Source organism: Escherichia sp. F1, assembly GCF_046764225.1.
GTDB lineage: Bacteria > Pseudomonadota > Gammaproteobacteria > Enterobacterales > Enterobacteriaceae > Escherichia > Escherichia coli.
In genome coordinates this window covers 3,133,169-3,149,344 of sequence record NZ_CP177202.1, presented here as the reverse complement: position 1 = coordinate 3,149,344, position 16,176 = coordinate 3,133,169, and the positions used below count along the sequence as shown (strand labels likewise).

The window sequence follows — 16,176 nt, the reverse complement described above, 5'->3', positions numbered from 1 at the left end:
TGAGTTGAATTTTTTCCGCATCCTCCGCTAAAACAGTTAATTAAAAGGGAGCACCAGGCGAATAAAGTAACAATATCGATCGTATTTATTAAATACGAATTACCGATATTTAACTTTATAATTACAATTATTTTATTAATGCAAATATATGTAAAGCGGGGCATTAAAAAAACGCCCCGTAATATAACTCAGACGAATCATTAAGCCTACATTGCGTAGGCTATTTGATTTTATTTTGCCCAGAATGCTGCTTTGGCGCGCTGCAGCTTTTCGTAGGCCTTCAACAACGACTGATGTGCAGCAAACGCGTGCAGATCGCTATCTACTGGTTGCAAGCCATAAAACGCCGCTTCGCCGCTCATTGCCGCACTGGCGGCTTCCACGGCATCTGCGCCGTACATGCGAAGAAACGCATTCAGATATTGCAGCGGCTGGCGATCTTCTTCCTGCGCCAGTAATAACAACGTTTGCAGGCAGCGATAATAGTTGGCGCGTTCCGGGCTGAATACCGATGAGTTAAACTCCATCGTCCATTCGGTCCAGACCAGAGCCTGTTCCAGATCGCCACCAGCCAGCGCCAGCATGGCTTTTAATTCTCCGATACGCAGGGTGTACCAACCGTTATCCGACCCGGTCGCCAGACCCAACAGCTCACGCACGCGAGTAAAGTCATCAAAACCTTCTTCATCCAGTTGCTCGATAAGGTTCAGGTAATCTTCTTTTTCCCACTCGCTGCCTGGTAACGAAAGAATCGTTTCACGTAAATGGCTGCCCATACTGTTATTCGCCAGCCACAGATCTTCAGCCGGATAAATATCGGACATGCCAGGCACGATAATACGGCAAGCATAAACGCCCAGATGCTCGTAATCGGCAATATAAACTTCTTTATCTTCTTTGTTGAAGATAGCCATCAGCGTAGCAAACTCTTCTTCCGTAGTGCCGGAGAAATTCCAGTCCACAAACGGATAATCGGCATCCTGCTTAAACAGGTCCCAGGAGATTAAACCGCTGGAATCGATAAAGTGCGTTTCGAGGTTGGTATGTTCAGCAACTTCTTCATCATCGAAGGTTGGCGGAGTAAACACATCCAAATCTTTCAGGCCACGACCTTGCAGCAGCTCGGTCACGGTACGTTCCAGTGCTACGCCAAAATCAGGATGCGCACCGAAAGAGGCAAAGCAGGTACCGTTAGCAGGATTGAACAGTACCACGCAAATCACCGGATACTGACCGCCAAGCGAACCATCATAAGCAAAGATTGGGAAACCTTCTGCTTCCAGCGTTTCGATGGCTTCAACCACCGCTGGGTAACGCGCCAGCACGTCTGCCGGGATTTCCGGCAAGCTGATGCTTTCAGCAATAATGCGGTTTTTCACGTAGCGTTCGAAAACTTCGGACAACCCCTGAACGCGTGCTTCGTTACGGGTATTGCCAGCGGACATACCGTTAGAAACATACAGGTTACCAATGATATTCATCGGAATATAAACGGTCTGATTATCAGACTGACGCGTAAACGGCAGACCGCAAATACCACGATCTTCGTTACCGGATTGCAGGTCAATCAGCATACTGCCGGCCAGTTCATTCTCCGGATCGTAAAATGCGCGCAGACGGTCATCGAGCAGCCCTTCTGGCACATCGTCATTTTCGCTCAGTGGGAACCATTTTTCGTTGGGATAATGCACGAACGGACCGTTGGCGATGGTTTCGCCCAGCCAGAAATCAGCAAAAAAGTAGTTGGTTGAGAGACGCTCGAAATATTCACCGAGTGCAGAAGCCAGCGCCGCTTTTTTGGTTGCGCCTTTACCGTTGGTAAAACACAGTGCGCACTCTTTGTCGCGAATATGTACAGACCAGACGTTAGGCACCGGATTCAGCCAGGAGGCCTCTTCAATCTGAAAGCCGAGGTCTGAAAGTTTTTGCTGGAAGCGAGCGATGGAATCTTCCAGTGCGGCATCTTTGCCGGGGATAAATGTTTGCGTCATGAAAATCACTTTAGTCGTACGGAAAGCGCGCAATAATACGGGTTTTATCTCAAAGGCGCTATCACCGCCGCCATGCCGATGAACTGTTGACTATGCTTTTAGTGGATAAACCACGATAAGAGCATAAAAATGAAGGCGTTCGATCTCCACCGTATGGCATTTGATAAAGTGCCTTTTGATTTCCTTGGCGAAGTGGCACTACGTAGTCTTTATACCTTTGTACTGGTTTTTTTGTTCCTCAAAATGACCGGAAGACGCGGTGTGCGGCAGATGTCGCTTTTTGAAGTGTTAATCATTCTGACGCTGGGATCAGCGGCGGGAGATGTGGCGTTTTATGATGATGTGCCGATGGTCCCGGTACTTATCGTCTTTATTACTCTGGCGTTGTTATACCGCCTGGTAATGTGGTTGATGGCGCACAGTGAAAAACTGGAAGATCTTCTGGAAGGCAAGCCGGTTGTCATTATTGAAGATGGCGAGCTGGCCTGGTCAAAACTCAATAACTCCAACATGACGGAATTTGAGTTCTTTATGGAGCTACGATTGCGCGGTGTAGAGCAGTTGGGGCAAGTACGTCTGGCGATTCTCGAAACCAACGGGCAAATCAGTGTCTATTTCTTTGAAGATGACAAGGTGAAACCGGGTTTACTTATTTTACCCAGTGATTGTACGCAGCGTTACAAAGTGGTACCCGAGTCGGCGGACTATGCCTGTATTCGTTGCAGTGAAATCATTCATATGAAAGCGGGGGAAAAACAATTATGTCCGCGCTGTGCAAATCCAGAATGGACGAAGGCAAGTCGGGCAAAACGGGTGACCTGACAGTAAAAACATCGGCTTTTTGCTAATAATCCGAGAGATTCTTTTGTGTGATGCAAGCCACATTTTTGCCCTCAACGGTTTTACTCATTGCGATGTGTGTCACTGAATGATAAAACCGATAGCCACAGGAATAATGTATTACCTGTGGTCGCAATCGATTGACCGCGGGTTAATAGCAACGCAACGTGGTGAGGGGAAATGGCTCAAATCTTCAATTTTAGTTCTGGTCCGGCAATGCTACCGGCAGAGGTGCTTAAACAGGCTCAACAGGAACTGCGCGACTGGAACGGTCTTGGTACGTCGGTGATGGAAGTGAGTCACCGTGGCAAAGAGTTCATTCAGGTTGCAGAGGAAGCCGAGAAGGATTTTCGCGATCTTCTTAACATCCCCTCCAACTACAAAGTATTGTTCTGCCATGGCGGCGGTCGCGGTCAGTTTGCTGCTGTTCCGCTGAATATTCTCGGTGATAAAACCACCGCAGATTATGTTGATGCCGGTTACTGGGCGGCAAGTGCCATTAAAGAAGCGAAAAAATACTGCACGCCTAATGTCTTCGACGCCAAAGTGACTGTTGATGGTCTGCGCGCGGTTAAGCCAATGCGCGAATGGCAACTCTCTGATAATGCTGCTTATATGCATTACTGCCCGAATGAAACCATCGACGGTATCGCTATTGACGAAACGCCAGACTTCGGCAAAGATGTGGTGGTCGCCGCCGACTTCTCTTCAACCATTCTTTCCCGTCCGATTGACGTCAGCCGTTATGGTGTAATTTACGCTGGCGCGCAGAAAAATATCGGCCCGGCTGGCCTGACAATCGTCATCGTTCGTGAAGATTTGCTGGGCAAAGCGAATATCGCGTGTCCGTCGATTCTGGATTATTCCATCCTCAACGATAACGGCTCCATGTTTAACACGCCGCCGACATTTGCCTGGTATCTGTCTGGTCTGGTCTTTAAATGGCTGAAAGCGAACGGCGGTGTAGCTGAAATGGATAAAATCAATCAGCAAAAAGCAGAACTGCTGTATGGGGTGATTGATAACAGCGATTTCTACCGCAATGACGTGGCGAAAGCTAACCGTTCGCGGATGAACGTGCCGTTCCAGTTGGCGGACAGTGCGCTTGACAAATTGTTCCTTGAAGAGTCTTTTGCTGCTGGCCTTCATGCACTGAAAGGTCACCGTGTGGTCGGCGGAATGCGTGCGTCCATTTATAACGCCATGCCACTGGAAGGCGTTAAAGCGCTGACAGACTTCATGATTGAGTTCGAACGCCGTCACGGCTAATGCCGAAATTTTGCTTAATCCCCACAGCCAGCCTGTGGGGTTTTTATTTCTGTTGTAGAGAGTTGAGTTCATGGAATCCCTGACGTTACAACCCATCGCCCGTGTCGATGGCACTATTAATCTGCCCGGTTCCAAGAGCGTTTCTAACCGCGCTTTATTGCTGGCGGCTTTGGCACACGGTAAAACAGTATTAACTAATCTGCTGGATAGCGATGATGTTCGCTATATGCTTAATGCGTTAAAGGCATTAGGGGTAAGCTATACGCTTTCAGCCGATCGTACGCGTTGCGAAATCATCGGTAACGGCGGTCCATTACACGCAAAAAGTGCCCTGGAGTTGTTCCTCGGTAACGCCGGAACGGCAATGCGTCCGCTGGCGGCAGCTCTTTGTCTGGGTAGCAATGATATTGTGCTGACCGGTGAACCGCGTATGAAAGAACGCCCCATTGGTCATCTGGTGGATGCGTTGCGCCTGGGCGGGGCGAAGATCACTTACCTGGAACAAGAAAATTATCCACCATTGCGTTTACAGGGCGGCTTTACTGGCGGCAACGTTGACGTTGATGGCTCCGTTTCCAGCCAGTTCCTCACCGCACTGTTAATGACTGCGCCTCTTGCACCGGAAGATACGGTGATTCGTATTAAAGGCGATCTGGTTTCTAAACCTTATATCGACATCACACTCAATCTGATGAAGACGTTTGGTGTTGAAATTGAAAATCAGCACTATCAACAATTTGTCGTAAAAGGCGGGCAGTCTTATCAGTCTCCGGGTACTTATTTGGTCGAAGGCGATGCATCTTCGGCTTCTTACTTCCTGGCAGCAGCAGCAATCAAAGGCGGCACTGTAAAAGTGACCGGCATTGGACGCAACAGTATGCAGGGTGATATTCGCTTTGCTGATGTGCTGGAAAAAATGGGCGCGACCATTTGCTGGGGCGATGATTATATTTCCTGCACGCGGGGTGAACTGAACGCTATTGATATGGATATGAACCATATTCCTGATGCGGCGATGACCATTGCCACGGCGGCGTTATTTGCAAAAGGCACCACCACGCTGCGCAATATCTATAACTGGCGTGTTAAAGAGACCGATCGCCTGTTTGCGATGGCAACAGAACTGCGTAAAGTTGGTGCGGAAGTAGAAGAGGGGCACGATTACATTCGTATCACTCCACCGGAAAAACTGAACTTTGCCGAGATCGCAACATACAATGATCACCGGATGGCGATGTGTTTCTCGCTGGTGGCGTTGTCAGATACACCAGTGACGATTCTTGATCCCAAATGTACGGCCAAAACATTTCCGGATTATTTCGAGCAGCTGGCGCGGATTAGCCAGGCAGCCTGAATGAACAACGTGCAATAAATAGCCAAATCTTTCTTTATCAAAACGTCGGCACATTGCCGTAATGCCAGTCAGTTAAGCAACTGACTGGCTCTTTTTCGGGGCTGTGGGGTATTTCCAGGGCCTCTCTTTTACCACTCTCGGGAAGGCCCTTTCCCTTCTTGTCGGTAATTTCACAAGTTGTCCCATACTTGCAAGATCGCGCATCAGCTCCGGTATACGTCCCGGTGAAGCGCCCTGCAATGTCATCAGCATTCTCATCACCATTCCGCATGATTCTGAGAAACTCAGTTGATTCGGCCAGTAACCTTTCAGATGTTCCGCCATTTTAATCATCTGATATCTCACCAGATTATAAGCCAGTAAGACACCCCACAGCTCTTGCTCCACAAGCTCCGGCTTTTTACTTCTCAGCGTCAGCCTGCTCAGTTGCATCGTCTGTTTTATCTCCCTGTATCCCAGTTCGATTTCCCAGCGATGACTGTACAGATCCCCCATTTCTCCTCCGGGGAAGCGCATGGCGTCCGTCATCGACGTCAGCAGATGGCAGACTTTTCCTTTGCGCGTCACGGTCAGCAGGCGGGCTGTTACTTCATTTCCCAGTCCCGGCCACTTTTTTCGTGCCTGCGGGCTGGTTTTCAGCTTCACCAGATGATCGCCTTTACCCAGTTTTCTGATCTCTTCATATTGCGCTCCCTTTCTGAGAGGTATCATCCAGTGGCGGTGTTCTCCCGCCAGGCTCCAGGCATTTAACAGTCCCAGTGAGTAATAACCTTTATCCATTAACGTCAGAGTGTTATCGCCGGTTTGTTCTATAAGTTGCTCAGCAAGCTCATTTTCGCTGTTCTTCATCGTGCCGAAGGCTGCAGCCGTCAGCAGATGGCTGGTCAGTTCCATCTGGCAGACCATTTTGACCTGCGGGTAGAGCGCCGGGTTCCCGGCATGTGTCTGGCGGGGGAAGGCTGCATCGTTCTCTGGTGTATCCGGTGTGCGCCAGAACACACCATCGATGGCCAGCAGGGTCAGGCCGCACCAGTGCGGATGCGGCGTGGCGTTATGCCAGAGCTGCGCTGTTTTCGTGAACACGCGGCGGACAGCCTCACTTCCCAGGCGCTGGCGGGCCTGAATAACGGCACTGGGGGCAACGAAGGGGCGATTGCCTGGCAGCATGATGTCCAGGCGATTCACAATCTGGTGAAGAGGTTCTTTACGCTCAAGCGCCATGCCAACAATACACCAGACCATCATTTCGAGGGGAAGACGGCGCTTGCGTAGCGTTACAGTACCTGATTCGGCAAGGCAACGAGAGATGAGTTCGGGGTCGAGGTAATCCCCCAGAGAAGTCAGTGGGTTACGCAGAGAATCGTAACGGGATACCAGATCAAGAGCCTGTCCAATGTGCATAAAAAAATCCGGAAACAAGTGAGCGTTTCCGGATTCTTACACAGCCACTGGATCGGTCAACTGATCCTTAACTGATCGGCATTACGGCACATTGCCGGCGTTTTTTTTCGGACCTTGTGAGTCATTTTGATTAATGGTAGCGTCGTTTGTCAATGTAAGTTATTGATACATAATATTTATATATGATTAATCAACGGATGATTCACATGAAGAATACTAAATTACTGCTGGCGATTGCGGCCTCTGCAGCATTACTGACAGGGTGTCAAAATACCCACGGTATTGATACCAATATGGCTATCAGCTCAGGTTTAAATGCCTATAAAGCAGCAACGTTAAGCGATGCTGATGCAAAAGCGATTGCCAATCAGGGCTGTGCCGAAATGGACAGCGGCAATCAAGTCGCAAGTAAATCCAGCAAGTACGGTAAACGTCTGGCAAAAATCGCCAAAGCATTGGGTAACAATATTAATGGCACGCCGGTCAACTATAAGGTTTATATGACCAGCGACGTCAACGCATGGGCGATGGCGAACGGCTGTGTTCGTGTCTACAGTGGCCTGATGGACATGATGAACGACAACGAAATTGAAGGCGTTCTGGGTCATGAACTGGGCCACGTCGCGTTGGGTCACTCGCTGGCTGAAATGAAAGCTTCTTATGCGATCGTTGCCGCACGTGATGCGATTTCCGCTACCAGCGGTGTGGCTTCCCAGCTTTCTCGCTCACAATTAGGTGATATCGCAGAAGGCGCGATCAATGCTAAATACTCCCGCGATAAAGAGTCCGAAGCAGATGATTTCTCCTTTGATCTGTTGAAGAAACGTGGCATCAGCACCCAGGGGCTGGTTGGCAGCTTTGAAAAATTGGCCAGCCTGGATGGCGGTCGTACCCAGTCCATGTTTGACTCTCACCCACCATCAACAGAGCGTGCGCAACACATCCGTGATCGTATCGCCTCTGGTAAGTAAATCATTGTCATCTTTCGGGCTGGTCTTCTGCCAGCCCGCTATAATTGCGCAATAAATCCCCATCTGAATACAGACAAAACTGGTTTTTGCACACAACGTTAACGATTTGTGGCGTCGGCGCGTATAATGCGCGCGGTTATGTTAACGGTACGCCTGTTTTAAGGAGATAAAGATGACGGCAATTGCCCCGGTTATTACCATTGATGGCCCAAGCGGTGCAGGGAAAGGCACCTTGTGTAAGGCTATGGCGGAAGCGTTGCAATGGCATCTGCTGGACTCGGGTGCAATTTATCGCGTACTGGCACTGGCGGCATTACATCACCATGTTGATGTTGCATCGGAAGATGCGCTTGTGCCGCTGGCATCCCATCTGGATGTACGTTTTGTGTCGACCAATGGCAATCTGGAAGTGATCCTCGAAGGGGAAGATGTCAGTGGCGAAATTCGTACTCAGGAAGTGGCGAATGCTGCTTCACAAGTCGCGGCATTCCCACGCGTTCGTGAAGCATTATTGCGTCGCCAACGCGCGTTTCGCGAATTACCAGGCTTGATTGCCGATGGCCGCGACATGGGAACGGTGGTATTCCCTGATGCGCCAGTGAAAATTTTCCTTGACGCCTCCTCGGAAGAACGTGCGCATCGCCGCATGCTACAGTTGCAGGAGAAGGGCTTTAGTGTTAACTTTGAGCGCCTTTTGGCCGAGATCAAAGAACGCGACGACCGCGATCGTAACCGAGCGGTAGCGCCACTGGTTCCGGCAGCCGATGCTTTAGTGTTGGATTCCACCACCTTAAGCATTGAGCAAGTGATTGAAAAAGCGCTACAATACGCGCGCCAGAAATTGGCTCTCGCATAAGCGACCGAATTTGCAGTACCCCCGTTGCAATGGAATGACAGCGGGTATGTTAAACAACCCCATCCGGCATGGAGCCAGGTGGACGTTAAATATAAACCTGAAGATTAAACATGACTGAATCTTTTGCTCAACTCTTTGAAGAGTCCTTAAAAGAAATCGAAACCCGCCCGGGTTCTATCGTTCGTGGCGTTGTTGTTGCTATCGACAAAGACGTAGTACTGGTTGACGCTGGTCTGAAATCTGAGTCCGCCATCCCGGCTGAGCAGTTCAAAAACGCCCAGGGCGAGCTGGAAATCCAGGTAGGTGACGAAGTTGACGTTGCTCTGGACGCAGTAGAAGACGGCTTCGGTGAAACTCTGCTGTCCCGTGAGAAAGCTAAACGTCACGAAGCCTGGATCACGCTGGAAAAAGCTTACGAAGATGCTGAAACTGTTACCGGTGTTATCAACGGCAAAGTTAAGGGCGGCTTCACTGTTGAGCTGAACGGTATTCGTGCGTTCCTGCCAGGTTCTCTGGTAGACGTTCGTCCGGTGCGTGACACTCTGCACCTGGAAGGCAAAGAGCTTGAATTCAAAGTAATCAAGCTGGATCAGAAGCGCAACAACGTTGTTGTTTCTCGTCGTGCCGTTATCGAATCCGAAAACAGCGCAGAGCGCGATCAGCTGCTGGAAAACCTGCAGGAAGGCATGGAAGTTAAAGGTATCGTTAAGAACCTCACTGACTACGGTGCATTCGTTGATCTGGGCGGCGTTGACGGCCTGCTGCACATCACTGACATGGCCTGGAAACGCGTTAAGCATCCGAGCGAAATCGTCAACGTGGGCGACGAAATCACTGTTAAAGTGCTGAAGTTCGACCGCGAACGTACCCGTGTATCCCTGGGCCTGAAACAGCTGGGCGAAGATCCGTGGGTAGCTATCGCTAAACGTTATCCGGAAGGTACCAAACTGACTGGTCGCGTGACCAACCTGACCGACTACGGCTGCTTCGTTGAAATCGAAGAAGGCGTTGAAGGCCTGGTACACGTTTCCGAAATGGATTGGACCAACAAAAACATCCACCCGTCCAAAGTTGTTAACGTTGGCGATGTAGTGGAAGTTATGGTTCTGGATATCGACGAAGAACGTCGTCGTATCTCCCTGGGTCTGAAACAGTGCAAAGCTAACCCGTGGCAGCAGTTCGCGGAAACCCACAACAAGGGTGACCGTGTTGAAGGTAAAATCAAGTCTATCACTGACTTCGGTATCTTCATCGGCCTGGACGGCGGCATCGACGGCCTGGTTCACCTGTCTGACATCTCCTGGAACGTTGCAGGCGAAGAAGCAGTTCGTGAATACAAAAAAGGCGACGAAATCGCTGCAGTTGTTCTGCAGGTTGACGCAGAACGTGAACGTATCTCCCTGGGCGTTAAACAGCTCGCAGAAGATCCGTTCAACAACTGGGTTGCTCTGAACAAGAAAGGCGCTATCGTAACCGGTAAAGTAACTGCAGTTGACGCTAAAGGCGCAACCGTAGAACTGGCTGACGGCGTTGAAGGTTACCTGCGTGCTTCTGAAGCATCCCGTGACCGCGTTGAAGACGCTACCCTGGTTCTGAGCGTTGGCGACGAAGTTGAAGCTAAATTCACCGGCGTTGATCGTAAAAACCGCGCAATCAGCCTGTCTGTTCGTGCGAAAGACGAAGCTGACGAGAAAGATGCAATCGCAACTGTTAACAAACAGGAAGATGCAAACTTCTCCAACAACGCAATGGCTGAAGCTTTCAAAGCAGCTAAAGGCGAGTAATTCTCTGACTCTTCGGGATTTTTATTCCGAAGTTTGTTGAGTTTACTTGACAGATTGCAGGTTTCGTCCTGTAATCAAGCACTAAGGGCGGCTACGGCCGCCCTTAATCAATGCAGCAACAGCAGCCGCTAAATTTGCCTTTAAGGAACCGGAGGAATCATGACCAAGTCAGAATTGATAGAAAGACTTGCCACCCAGCAATCGCACATTCCCGCCAAGACGGTTGAAGATGCAGTAAAAGAGATGCTGGAGCATATGGCCTCGACTCTTGCGCAGGGCGAGCGTATTGAAATCCGCGGTTTCGGCAGTTTCTCTTTGCACTACCGCGCACCACGTACCGGACGTAATCCGAAGACTGGCGATAAAGTAGAACTGGAAGGAAAATACGTTCCTCACTTTAAACCAGGTAAAGAACTGCGCGATCGCGCCAATATTTACGGTTAAGTTTTTACTCAAACTTGAACGCGAGAAAAGCACCTGTCGGGTGCTTTTTTCATTTCTCTAATCTGGAACTGGAAGCTGCCTCGCAGAGTTTTGAACAGTTTTCACCCTCTCGTTAAATTCTTCTGAACGTGCCTCGGGGAACGCAAAACTCCCACCAGACAACCGCTCAACAAAGTTGCACACTTTCCATAAACAGGGAGGGGTGCATGAAAATAACGACAGTCGGCGTATGCATAATTTGCGGAATTTTTCCGTTGCTGGTTTTGCCACAATTGCCTGGGACATTAACCCTTGCGTCTCTGACCGTCTTCGCCTGCGTACTGGTATTTATCCCTTTTAAAACTGTCCGTTATATCGCGCTGACGTTGCTGTTTTTCGTTTGGGGCATATTAGCAGCAAAGCAAATTTTGTGGGCAGGAGAAACCTTAACTGGCGCGACGCAGGATGCAATTGTTGAGATCACTGCTACTGACGGTATGACCACTCATTACGGTCAAATTACTCATCTACAAGGTCAACGTATATTCCCTGCGCCAGGCCTCGTGCTGTATGGCGAATATCTTCCGCAAGCGGTTTGTGCTGGACAACTGTGGTCAATGAAACTCAAAGTTCGTGCAGTTCATGGCCAACTTAATGATGGCGGCTTTGATAGCCAGCGTTATGCCATTGCCCAGCATCAGCCGCTGACCGGCCGCTTTCTGCAGGCAAGTGTCATTGAACCGAATTGTAGCCTGCGTGCACAGTATCTGGCGTCATTACAAACAACGCTGCAACCCTATCCGTGGAATGCGGTTATTCTTGGTTTAGGTATGGGGGAACGGTTATCCGTTCCCAAAGAAATCAAAAATATCATGCGCGATACTGGAACGGCGCATTTAATGGCGATATCGGGATTGCATATCGCTTTTGCGGCGTTGCTGGCTGCCGGACTCATTCGCAGTGGACAAATTTTTCTGCCTGGGCGCTGGATCCACTGGCAAATGCCATTAATTGGCGGAATCTGCTGTGCTGCTTTTTATGCCTGGCTGACGGGAATGCAACCTCCTGCATTTCGTACCGTGGTGGCGCTTGCTACGTGGGGAATGCTTAAGTTAAGTGGGCGACAGTGGAGTGGCTGGGATGTATGGATATGTTGTCTGGCGGCAATTTTGCTGATGGATCCTGTTGCTATTCTCTCGCAAAGTTTATGGCTCTCTGCCGCTGCGGTCGCGGCACTGATTTTTTGGTATCAGTGGTTTCCCTGTCCGGAGTGGCAACTGCCGCCGGTATTGCGCGCGGTTGTTTCCCTCATCCATCTGCAGCTGGGAATCACCCTCCTGCTTATGCCCGTGCAAATCGTCATATTTCATGGCATTAGTCTGACCTCGTTTATTGCAAATCTATTTGCAATTCCCTTGGTGACATTTATCACGGTTCCGTTGATCCTCGCCGCTATGGTTGTGCATTTAAGCGGGCCGTTAATCCTGGAAGAGGGATTATGGTTTCTTGCCGACCGGTCTTTGGCTTTACTTTTCTGGGGGTTAATGAGTTTGCCGGAAGGGTGGATCAACATTGCTGAACGTTGGCAATGGCTAACATTTTCCCCATGGTTCTTACTGGTGGTATGGCGATTAAACGCCTGGCGAACGTTGCCAGCAATGTGTGTGGCTGTAGGCTTGCTGATGTGCTGGCCGCTGTGGCAAAAACCTCGACCTGACGAGTGGCAAGTGTACATGCTTGATGTCGGGCAAGGGCTGGCAATGGTGATAGCCAGAAACGGCAAAGCGATTCTCTATGACACGGGACTGGCCTGGCCTGAAGGAGATAGTGGGCAACAACTGATTATCCCCTGGCTCCACTGGTATAATCTTGAACCGGAAGGCGTTATTCTGAGCCATGAACATCTGGATCACCGGGGAGGGCTGGATTCAATATTGCATATATGGCCGATGTTATGGATCAGAAGTCCGTTAAACTGGGAACATCATCAGCCCTGTGTGCGTGGCGAAGCGTGGCAATGGCAAGGATTGCGTTTCAGCGCGCACTGGCCTTTACAAGGTAGCAACGATAAAGGAAATAACCATTCCTGTGTGGTTAAGGTTGATGACGGGACGAATAGCATTCTTCTAACCGGTGATATTGAAGCCCCTGCTGAACAAAAGATGCTAAGCCGTTACTGGCAGCAAATGCAGGCAACATTACTTCAGGTACCTCATCATGGCAGTAATACCTCATCATCGTTACCATTAATTCAGCGAGTGAATGGAAAAGTGGCACTCGCATCGGCATCGCGCTATAACGCATGGCGATTGCCCTCAAGCAAAGTTAAACATCGCTATCAACAACAGGGTTATACGTGGCTTGATACTCCTCATCAGGGGCAAATAACGGTCAATTTTTCAGCGCAAGGCTGGCGGATTAGCAGCCTCAGGGAGCAAATTTTACCTCGTTGGTATCATCAGTGGTTTGGCGTGCCAGTGGATAACGGGTAGAATATGCGGCTATTTCAACAAATGCTGGTTTTTTGAATGCATAACGACAAAGATCTCTCTACGTGGCAGACATTCCGCCGACTGTGGCCAACCATTGCGCCTTTTAAAGCGGGTCTGATCGTGGCGGGCGTAGCGTTAATCCTCAACGCAGCCAGCGATACCTTCATGTTATCGCTCCTTAAGCCACTTCTTGATGATGGCTTTGGTAAAACAGATCGCTCCGTGCTGGTGTGGATGCCGCTGGTGGTGATCGGGCTGATGATTTTACGTGGTATCACCAGCTATGTCTCCAGCTACTGTATCTCCTGGGTATCAGGAAAGGTGGTAATGACTATGCGTCGCCGCCTGTTTGGTCACATGATGGGAATGCCTGTTTCATTTTTTGACAAACAGTCAACGGGTACGCTGTTGTCACGTATCACCTACGATTCCGAACAGGTTGCTTCTTCTTCTTCCGGCGCACTGATTACTGTTGTGCGTGAAGGTGCGTCGATCATCGGCCTGTTCATCATGATGTTCTATTACAGTTGGCAACTGTCGATTATTTTGATTGTGCTGGCACCGATTGTTTCGATTGCGATTCGCGTTGTATCGAAGCGTTTTCGCAATATCAGTAAAAACATGCAGAACACCATGGGGCAGGTGACCACCAGCGCCGAACAAATGCTGAAAGGCCATAAAGAAGTATTGATTTTCGGTGGTCAGGAAGTGGAAACGAAACGCTTCGATAAAGTCAGCAACCGAATGCGTCTTCAGGGGATGAAAATGGTTTCAGCCTCTTCCATCTCTGATCCGATCATTCAGCTGATCGCCTCTTTGGCGCTGGCGTTTGTTCTGTATGCGGCGAGCTTCCCAAGTGTTATGGATAACCTGACTGCCGGTACGATTACCGTTGTTTTCTCTTCAATGATTGCACTGATGCGTCCACTGAAATCGCTGACCAACGTTAACGCCCAGTTCCAGCGCGGTATGGCGGCTTGTCAGACGCTGTTTACCATTCTGGACAGTGAGCAGGAGAAAGACGAAGGTAAGCGCGTGATCGAGCGTGCGACTGGCGACGTGGAATTCCGCAACGTCACCTTTACTTATCCGGGACGTGACGTACCCGCATTGCGTAACATCAACCTGAAAATTCCGGCAGGGAAGACGGTTGCTCTGGTTGGACGCTCTGGTTCAGGTAAATCAACCATCGCCAGCCTGATCACGCGTTTTTACGATATTGATGAAGGCGAAATCCTGATGGATGGTCACGATCTGCGCGAGTATACCCTGGCGTCGTTACGTAACCAGGTTGCTCTGGTGTCGCAGAATGTCCATCTGTTTAACGATACGGTTGCTAACAACATTGCTTACGCACGGACTGAACAGTACAGCCGTGAGCAAATTGAAGAAGCGGCGCGTATGGCCTACGCCATGGACTTCATCAATAAGATGGATAACGGTCTCGATACAGTGATTGGTGAAAACGGCGTGCTGCTCTCTGGCGGTCAGCGTCAGCGTATTGCTATCGCTCGAGCCTTGTTGCGTGATAGCCCGATTCTGATTCTGGACGAAGCTACCTCGGCGTTGGATACCGAATCCGAACGTGCGATTCAGGCGGCACTGGATGAGTTGCAGAAAAACCGTACCTCTCTGGTGATTGCCCACCGCTTGTCTACCATTGAAAAGGCAGACGAAATCGTGGTCGTCGAGGATGGTGTCATTGTGGAACGCGGTACGCATAACGATTTGCTTGAGCACCGTGGCGTTTACGCGCAACTTCACAAAATGCAGTTTGGTCAATGATCGAAAAAATCTGGTCTGGTGAATCCCCTTTGTGGCGGCTATTGCTGCCACTCTCCTGGTTGTATGGCCTGGTGAGTGGCGCGATCCGTCTTTGCTATAAACTAAAACTGAAGCGCGCCTGGCGTGCCCCCGTACCGGTTGTCGTGGTTGGTAATCTCACCGCAGGCGGCAACGGAAAAACCCCGGTCGTTGTCTGGCTGGTGGAACAGTTGCAACAGCGCGGTATTCGCGTGGGGGTCGTATCGCGGGGATATGGTGGTAAGGCTGAATCTTATCCGCTGTTATTGTCGGCAGATACCACCACAGCACAGGCGGGTGATGAACCGGTGTTGATTTATCAACGCACTGATGCGCCTGTTGCGGTTTCTCCCGTGCGTTCTGATGCGGTAAAAGCCATTCTGGCGCAACACCCTGATGTGCAGATCATCGTAACCGACGACGGTTTACAGCATTACCGTCTGGCGCGTGATGTGGAAATTGTCGTTATTGATGGTGTGCGTCGCTTTGGCAATGGCTGGTGGTTGCCGGCGGGGCCAATGCGTGAGCGAGCGGGGCGCTTAAAGTCGGTTGATGCGGTAATCGTCAACGGTGGTGTCCCCCGCAGCGGTGAAATCCCCATGCATCTGCTGCCGGGTCAGGCGGTGAATTTACGTACCGGTACGCGTTGTGACGTTGCTCAGCTTGAACATGTAGTGGCGATGGCGGGGATTGGACATCCGCCGCGCTTTTTTGCCACGCTGAAGATGTGTGGCGTACAACCGGAAAAATGTGTACCGCTGGCCGATCATCAGTCTTTGAACCATGCGGATGTCAGCGCGTTGGTAAACGCCGGGCAAACGCTGGTAATGACTGAAAAAGATGCGGTGAAATGCCGGGCCTTTGCAGAAGAAAATTGGTGGTATTTGCCTGTAGACGCACAGCTTTCAGGTGATGAACCAGCGAAACTGCTTGCGCAACTAACCTCGCTGGCTTCTGGCAACTAGTTACGCCGCGGCAGCGTTCGATTGATG

The 16,176-nt window shown here is 50.1% G+C and carries 12 protein-coding genes; 10 read left to right on the top strand and 2 right to left on the bottom strand.

Features of this window, described 5'->3' with window-relative positions:
* Window positions 1-230 precede the first annotated feature (230 nt).
* A complete protein-coding gene (ycaO, locus tag ACK8NJ_RS15350) occupies window positions 231-1,991 on the bottom strand; it encodes a 30S ribosomal protein S12 methylthiotransferase accessory factor YcaO (protein ID WP_411961771.1) in 1,761 nt (586 codons plus the stop codon).
* Window positions 1,992-2,120: 129 nt separating this feature from the next.
* On the opposite strand from ycaO, the gene ACK8NJ_RS15345 reads away from it, so the two are divergent.
* The 3 genes from ACK8NJ_RS15345 to aroA all read left to right on the top strand — a co-directional run bounded on the left by ACK8NJ_RS15345 (window position 2,121) and on the right by aroA (window position 5,454).
* A complete protein-coding gene (locus ACK8NJ_RS15345; protein ID WP_000642849.1) occupies window positions 2,121-2,813 on the top strand; it encodes a DUF421 domain-containing protein in 693 nt (230 codons plus the stop codon).
* A 198-nt stretch (window positions 2,814-3,011) separates the two neighbouring features.
* Complete coding sequence (gene serC / locus ACK8NJ_RS15340; RefSeq protein ID WP_134317092.1) at window positions 3,012-4,100, top strand: 3-phosphoserine/phosphohydroxythreonine transaminase; 1,089 nt, start codon at window positions 3,012-3,014, stop codon at window positions 4,098-4,100.
* A gap of 70 nt (window positions 4,101-4,170) precedes the next feature.
* Window positions 4,171-5,454: a 3-phosphoshikimate 1-carboxyvinyltransferase gene (gene aroA / locus ACK8NJ_RS15335; protein ID WP_411961770.1), complete on the top strand. Its 1,284-nt coding sequence runs from the start codon at window positions 4,171-4,173 to the stop codon at window positions 5,452-5,454.
* A 72-nt stretch (window positions 5,455-5,526) separates the two neighbouring features.
* On the opposite strand, the gene ACK8NJ_RS15330 is transcribed toward aroA, so the two are convergent.
* Complete coding sequence (locus tag ACK8NJ_RS15330; protein WP_024195936.1) at window positions 5,527-6,873, bottom strand: IS4-like element IS4 family transposase; 1,347 nt, start codon at window positions 6,871-6,873, stop codon at window positions 5,527-5,529.
* Between the two features lie 188 nt (window positions 6,874-7,061).
* On the opposite strand from ACK8NJ_RS15330, the gene ycaL reads away from it, so the two are divergent.
* The 7 genes from ycaL (at window position 7,062) to lpxK (ending at window position 16,149) form a co-directional block, all read left to right on the top strand.
* On the top strand, window positions 7,062-7,826 hold the full coding sequence (gene ycaL, locus ACK8NJ_RS15325) for a metallopeptidase YcaL (protein ID WP_001353317.1): 765 nt from the start codon (window positions 7,062-7,064) through the stop codon (window positions 7,824-7,826).
* Window positions 7,827-7,998: 172 nt separating this feature from the next.
* Window positions 7,999-8,682 carry a (d)CMP kinase gene (gene cmk, locus ACK8NJ_RS15320; protein ID WP_000125016.1) on the top strand — a complete coding sequence of 228 codons (684 nt, stop codon included), beginning with the start codon at window positions 7,999-8,001 and terminating at the stop codon, window positions 8,680-8,682.
* A gap of 110 nt (window positions 8,683-8,792) precedes the next feature.
* Complete coding sequence (gene rpsA / locus ACK8NJ_RS15315; RefSeq protein ID WP_000140327.1) at window positions 8,793-10,466, top strand: 30S ribosomal protein S1; 1,674 nt, start codon at window positions 8,793-8,795, stop codon at window positions 10,464-10,466.
* Window positions 10,467-10,625: 159 nt separating this feature from the next.
* On the top strand, window positions 10,626-10,910 hold the full coding sequence (gene ihfB, locus ACK8NJ_RS15310) for an integration host factor subunit beta (RefSeq protein WP_000167336.1): 285 nt from the start codon (window positions 10,626-10,628) through the stop codon (window positions 10,908-10,910).
* A 206-nt stretch (window positions 10,911-11,116) separates the two neighbouring features.
* The gene (locus tag ACK8NJ_RS15305) at window positions 11,117-13,381 is read left to right on the top strand and encodes a ComEC family protein (protein ID WP_411961769.1); all 2,265 of its coding nucleotides are present in this window, start codon (window positions 11,117-11,119) and stop codon (window positions 13,379-13,381) included.
* Window positions 13,382-13,417: 36 nt separating this feature from the next.
* Entirely contained in the window at window positions 13,418-15,166 is a 1,749-nt protein-coding gene (gene msbA / locus ACK8NJ_RS15300) for a lipid A ABC transporter ATP-binding protein/permease MsbA (RefSeq protein ID WP_000551266.1), read from the top strand.
* Complete coding sequence (gene lpxK / locus ACK8NJ_RS15295) at window positions 15,163-16,149, top strand: tetraacyldisaccharide 4'-kinase (protein WP_001558912.1); 987 nt, start codon at window positions 15,163-15,165, stop codon at window positions 16,147-16,149. Before msbA ends, lpxK begins: the two co-directional genes overlap by 4 nt.
* Window positions 16,150-16,176 lie beyond the last annotated feature (27 nt).

Bases quoted from the DNA above. Each gene is read 5' to 3' on its own strand.
- msbA (WP_000551266.1), top strand. From the start codon at position 13,418: ATGCATAACGACAAAGATCTCTCTACGTGGCAGACATTCCGCCGACTG.
- cmk (WP_000125016.1), top strand. From the start codon at position 7,999: ATGACGGCAATTGCCCCGGTTATTACCATTGATGGCCCAAGCGGTGCA.
- ycaL (WP_001353317.1), top strand. From the start codon at position 7,062: ATGAAGAATACTAAATTACTGCTGGCGATTGCGGCCTCTGCAGCATTA.
- ACK8NJ_RS15305 (WP_411961769.1), top strand. From the start codon at position 11,117: ATGAAAATAACGACAGTCGGCGTATGCATAATTTGCGGAATTTTTCCG.
- ycaO (WP_411961771.1), bottom strand. From the start codon at position 1,991: ATGACGCAAACATTTATCCCCGGCAAAGATGCCGCACTGGAAGATTCC.
- rpsA (WP_000140327.1), top strand. From the start codon at position 8,793: ATGACTGAATCTTTTGCTCAACTCTTTGAAGAGTCCTTAAAAGAAATC.
- ihfB (WP_000167336.1), top strand. From the start codon at position 10,626: ATGACCAAGTCAGAATTGATAGAAAGACTTGCCACCCAGCAATCGCAC.
- lpxK (WP_001558912.1), top strand. From the start codon at position 15,163: ATGATCGAAAAAATCTGGTCTGGTGAATCCCCTTTGTGGCGGCTATTG.
- ACK8NJ_RS15345 (WP_000642849.1), top strand. From the start codon at position 2,121: ATGAAGGCGTTCGATCTCCACCGTATGGCATTTGATAAAGTGCCTTTT.
- serC (WP_134317092.1), top strand. From the start codon at position 3,012: ATGGCTCAAATCTTCAATTTTAGTTCTGGTCCGGCAATGCTACCGGCA.
- aroA (WP_411961770.1), top strand. From the start codon at position 4,171: ATGGAATCCCTGACGTTACAACCCATCGCCCGTGTCGATGGCACTATT.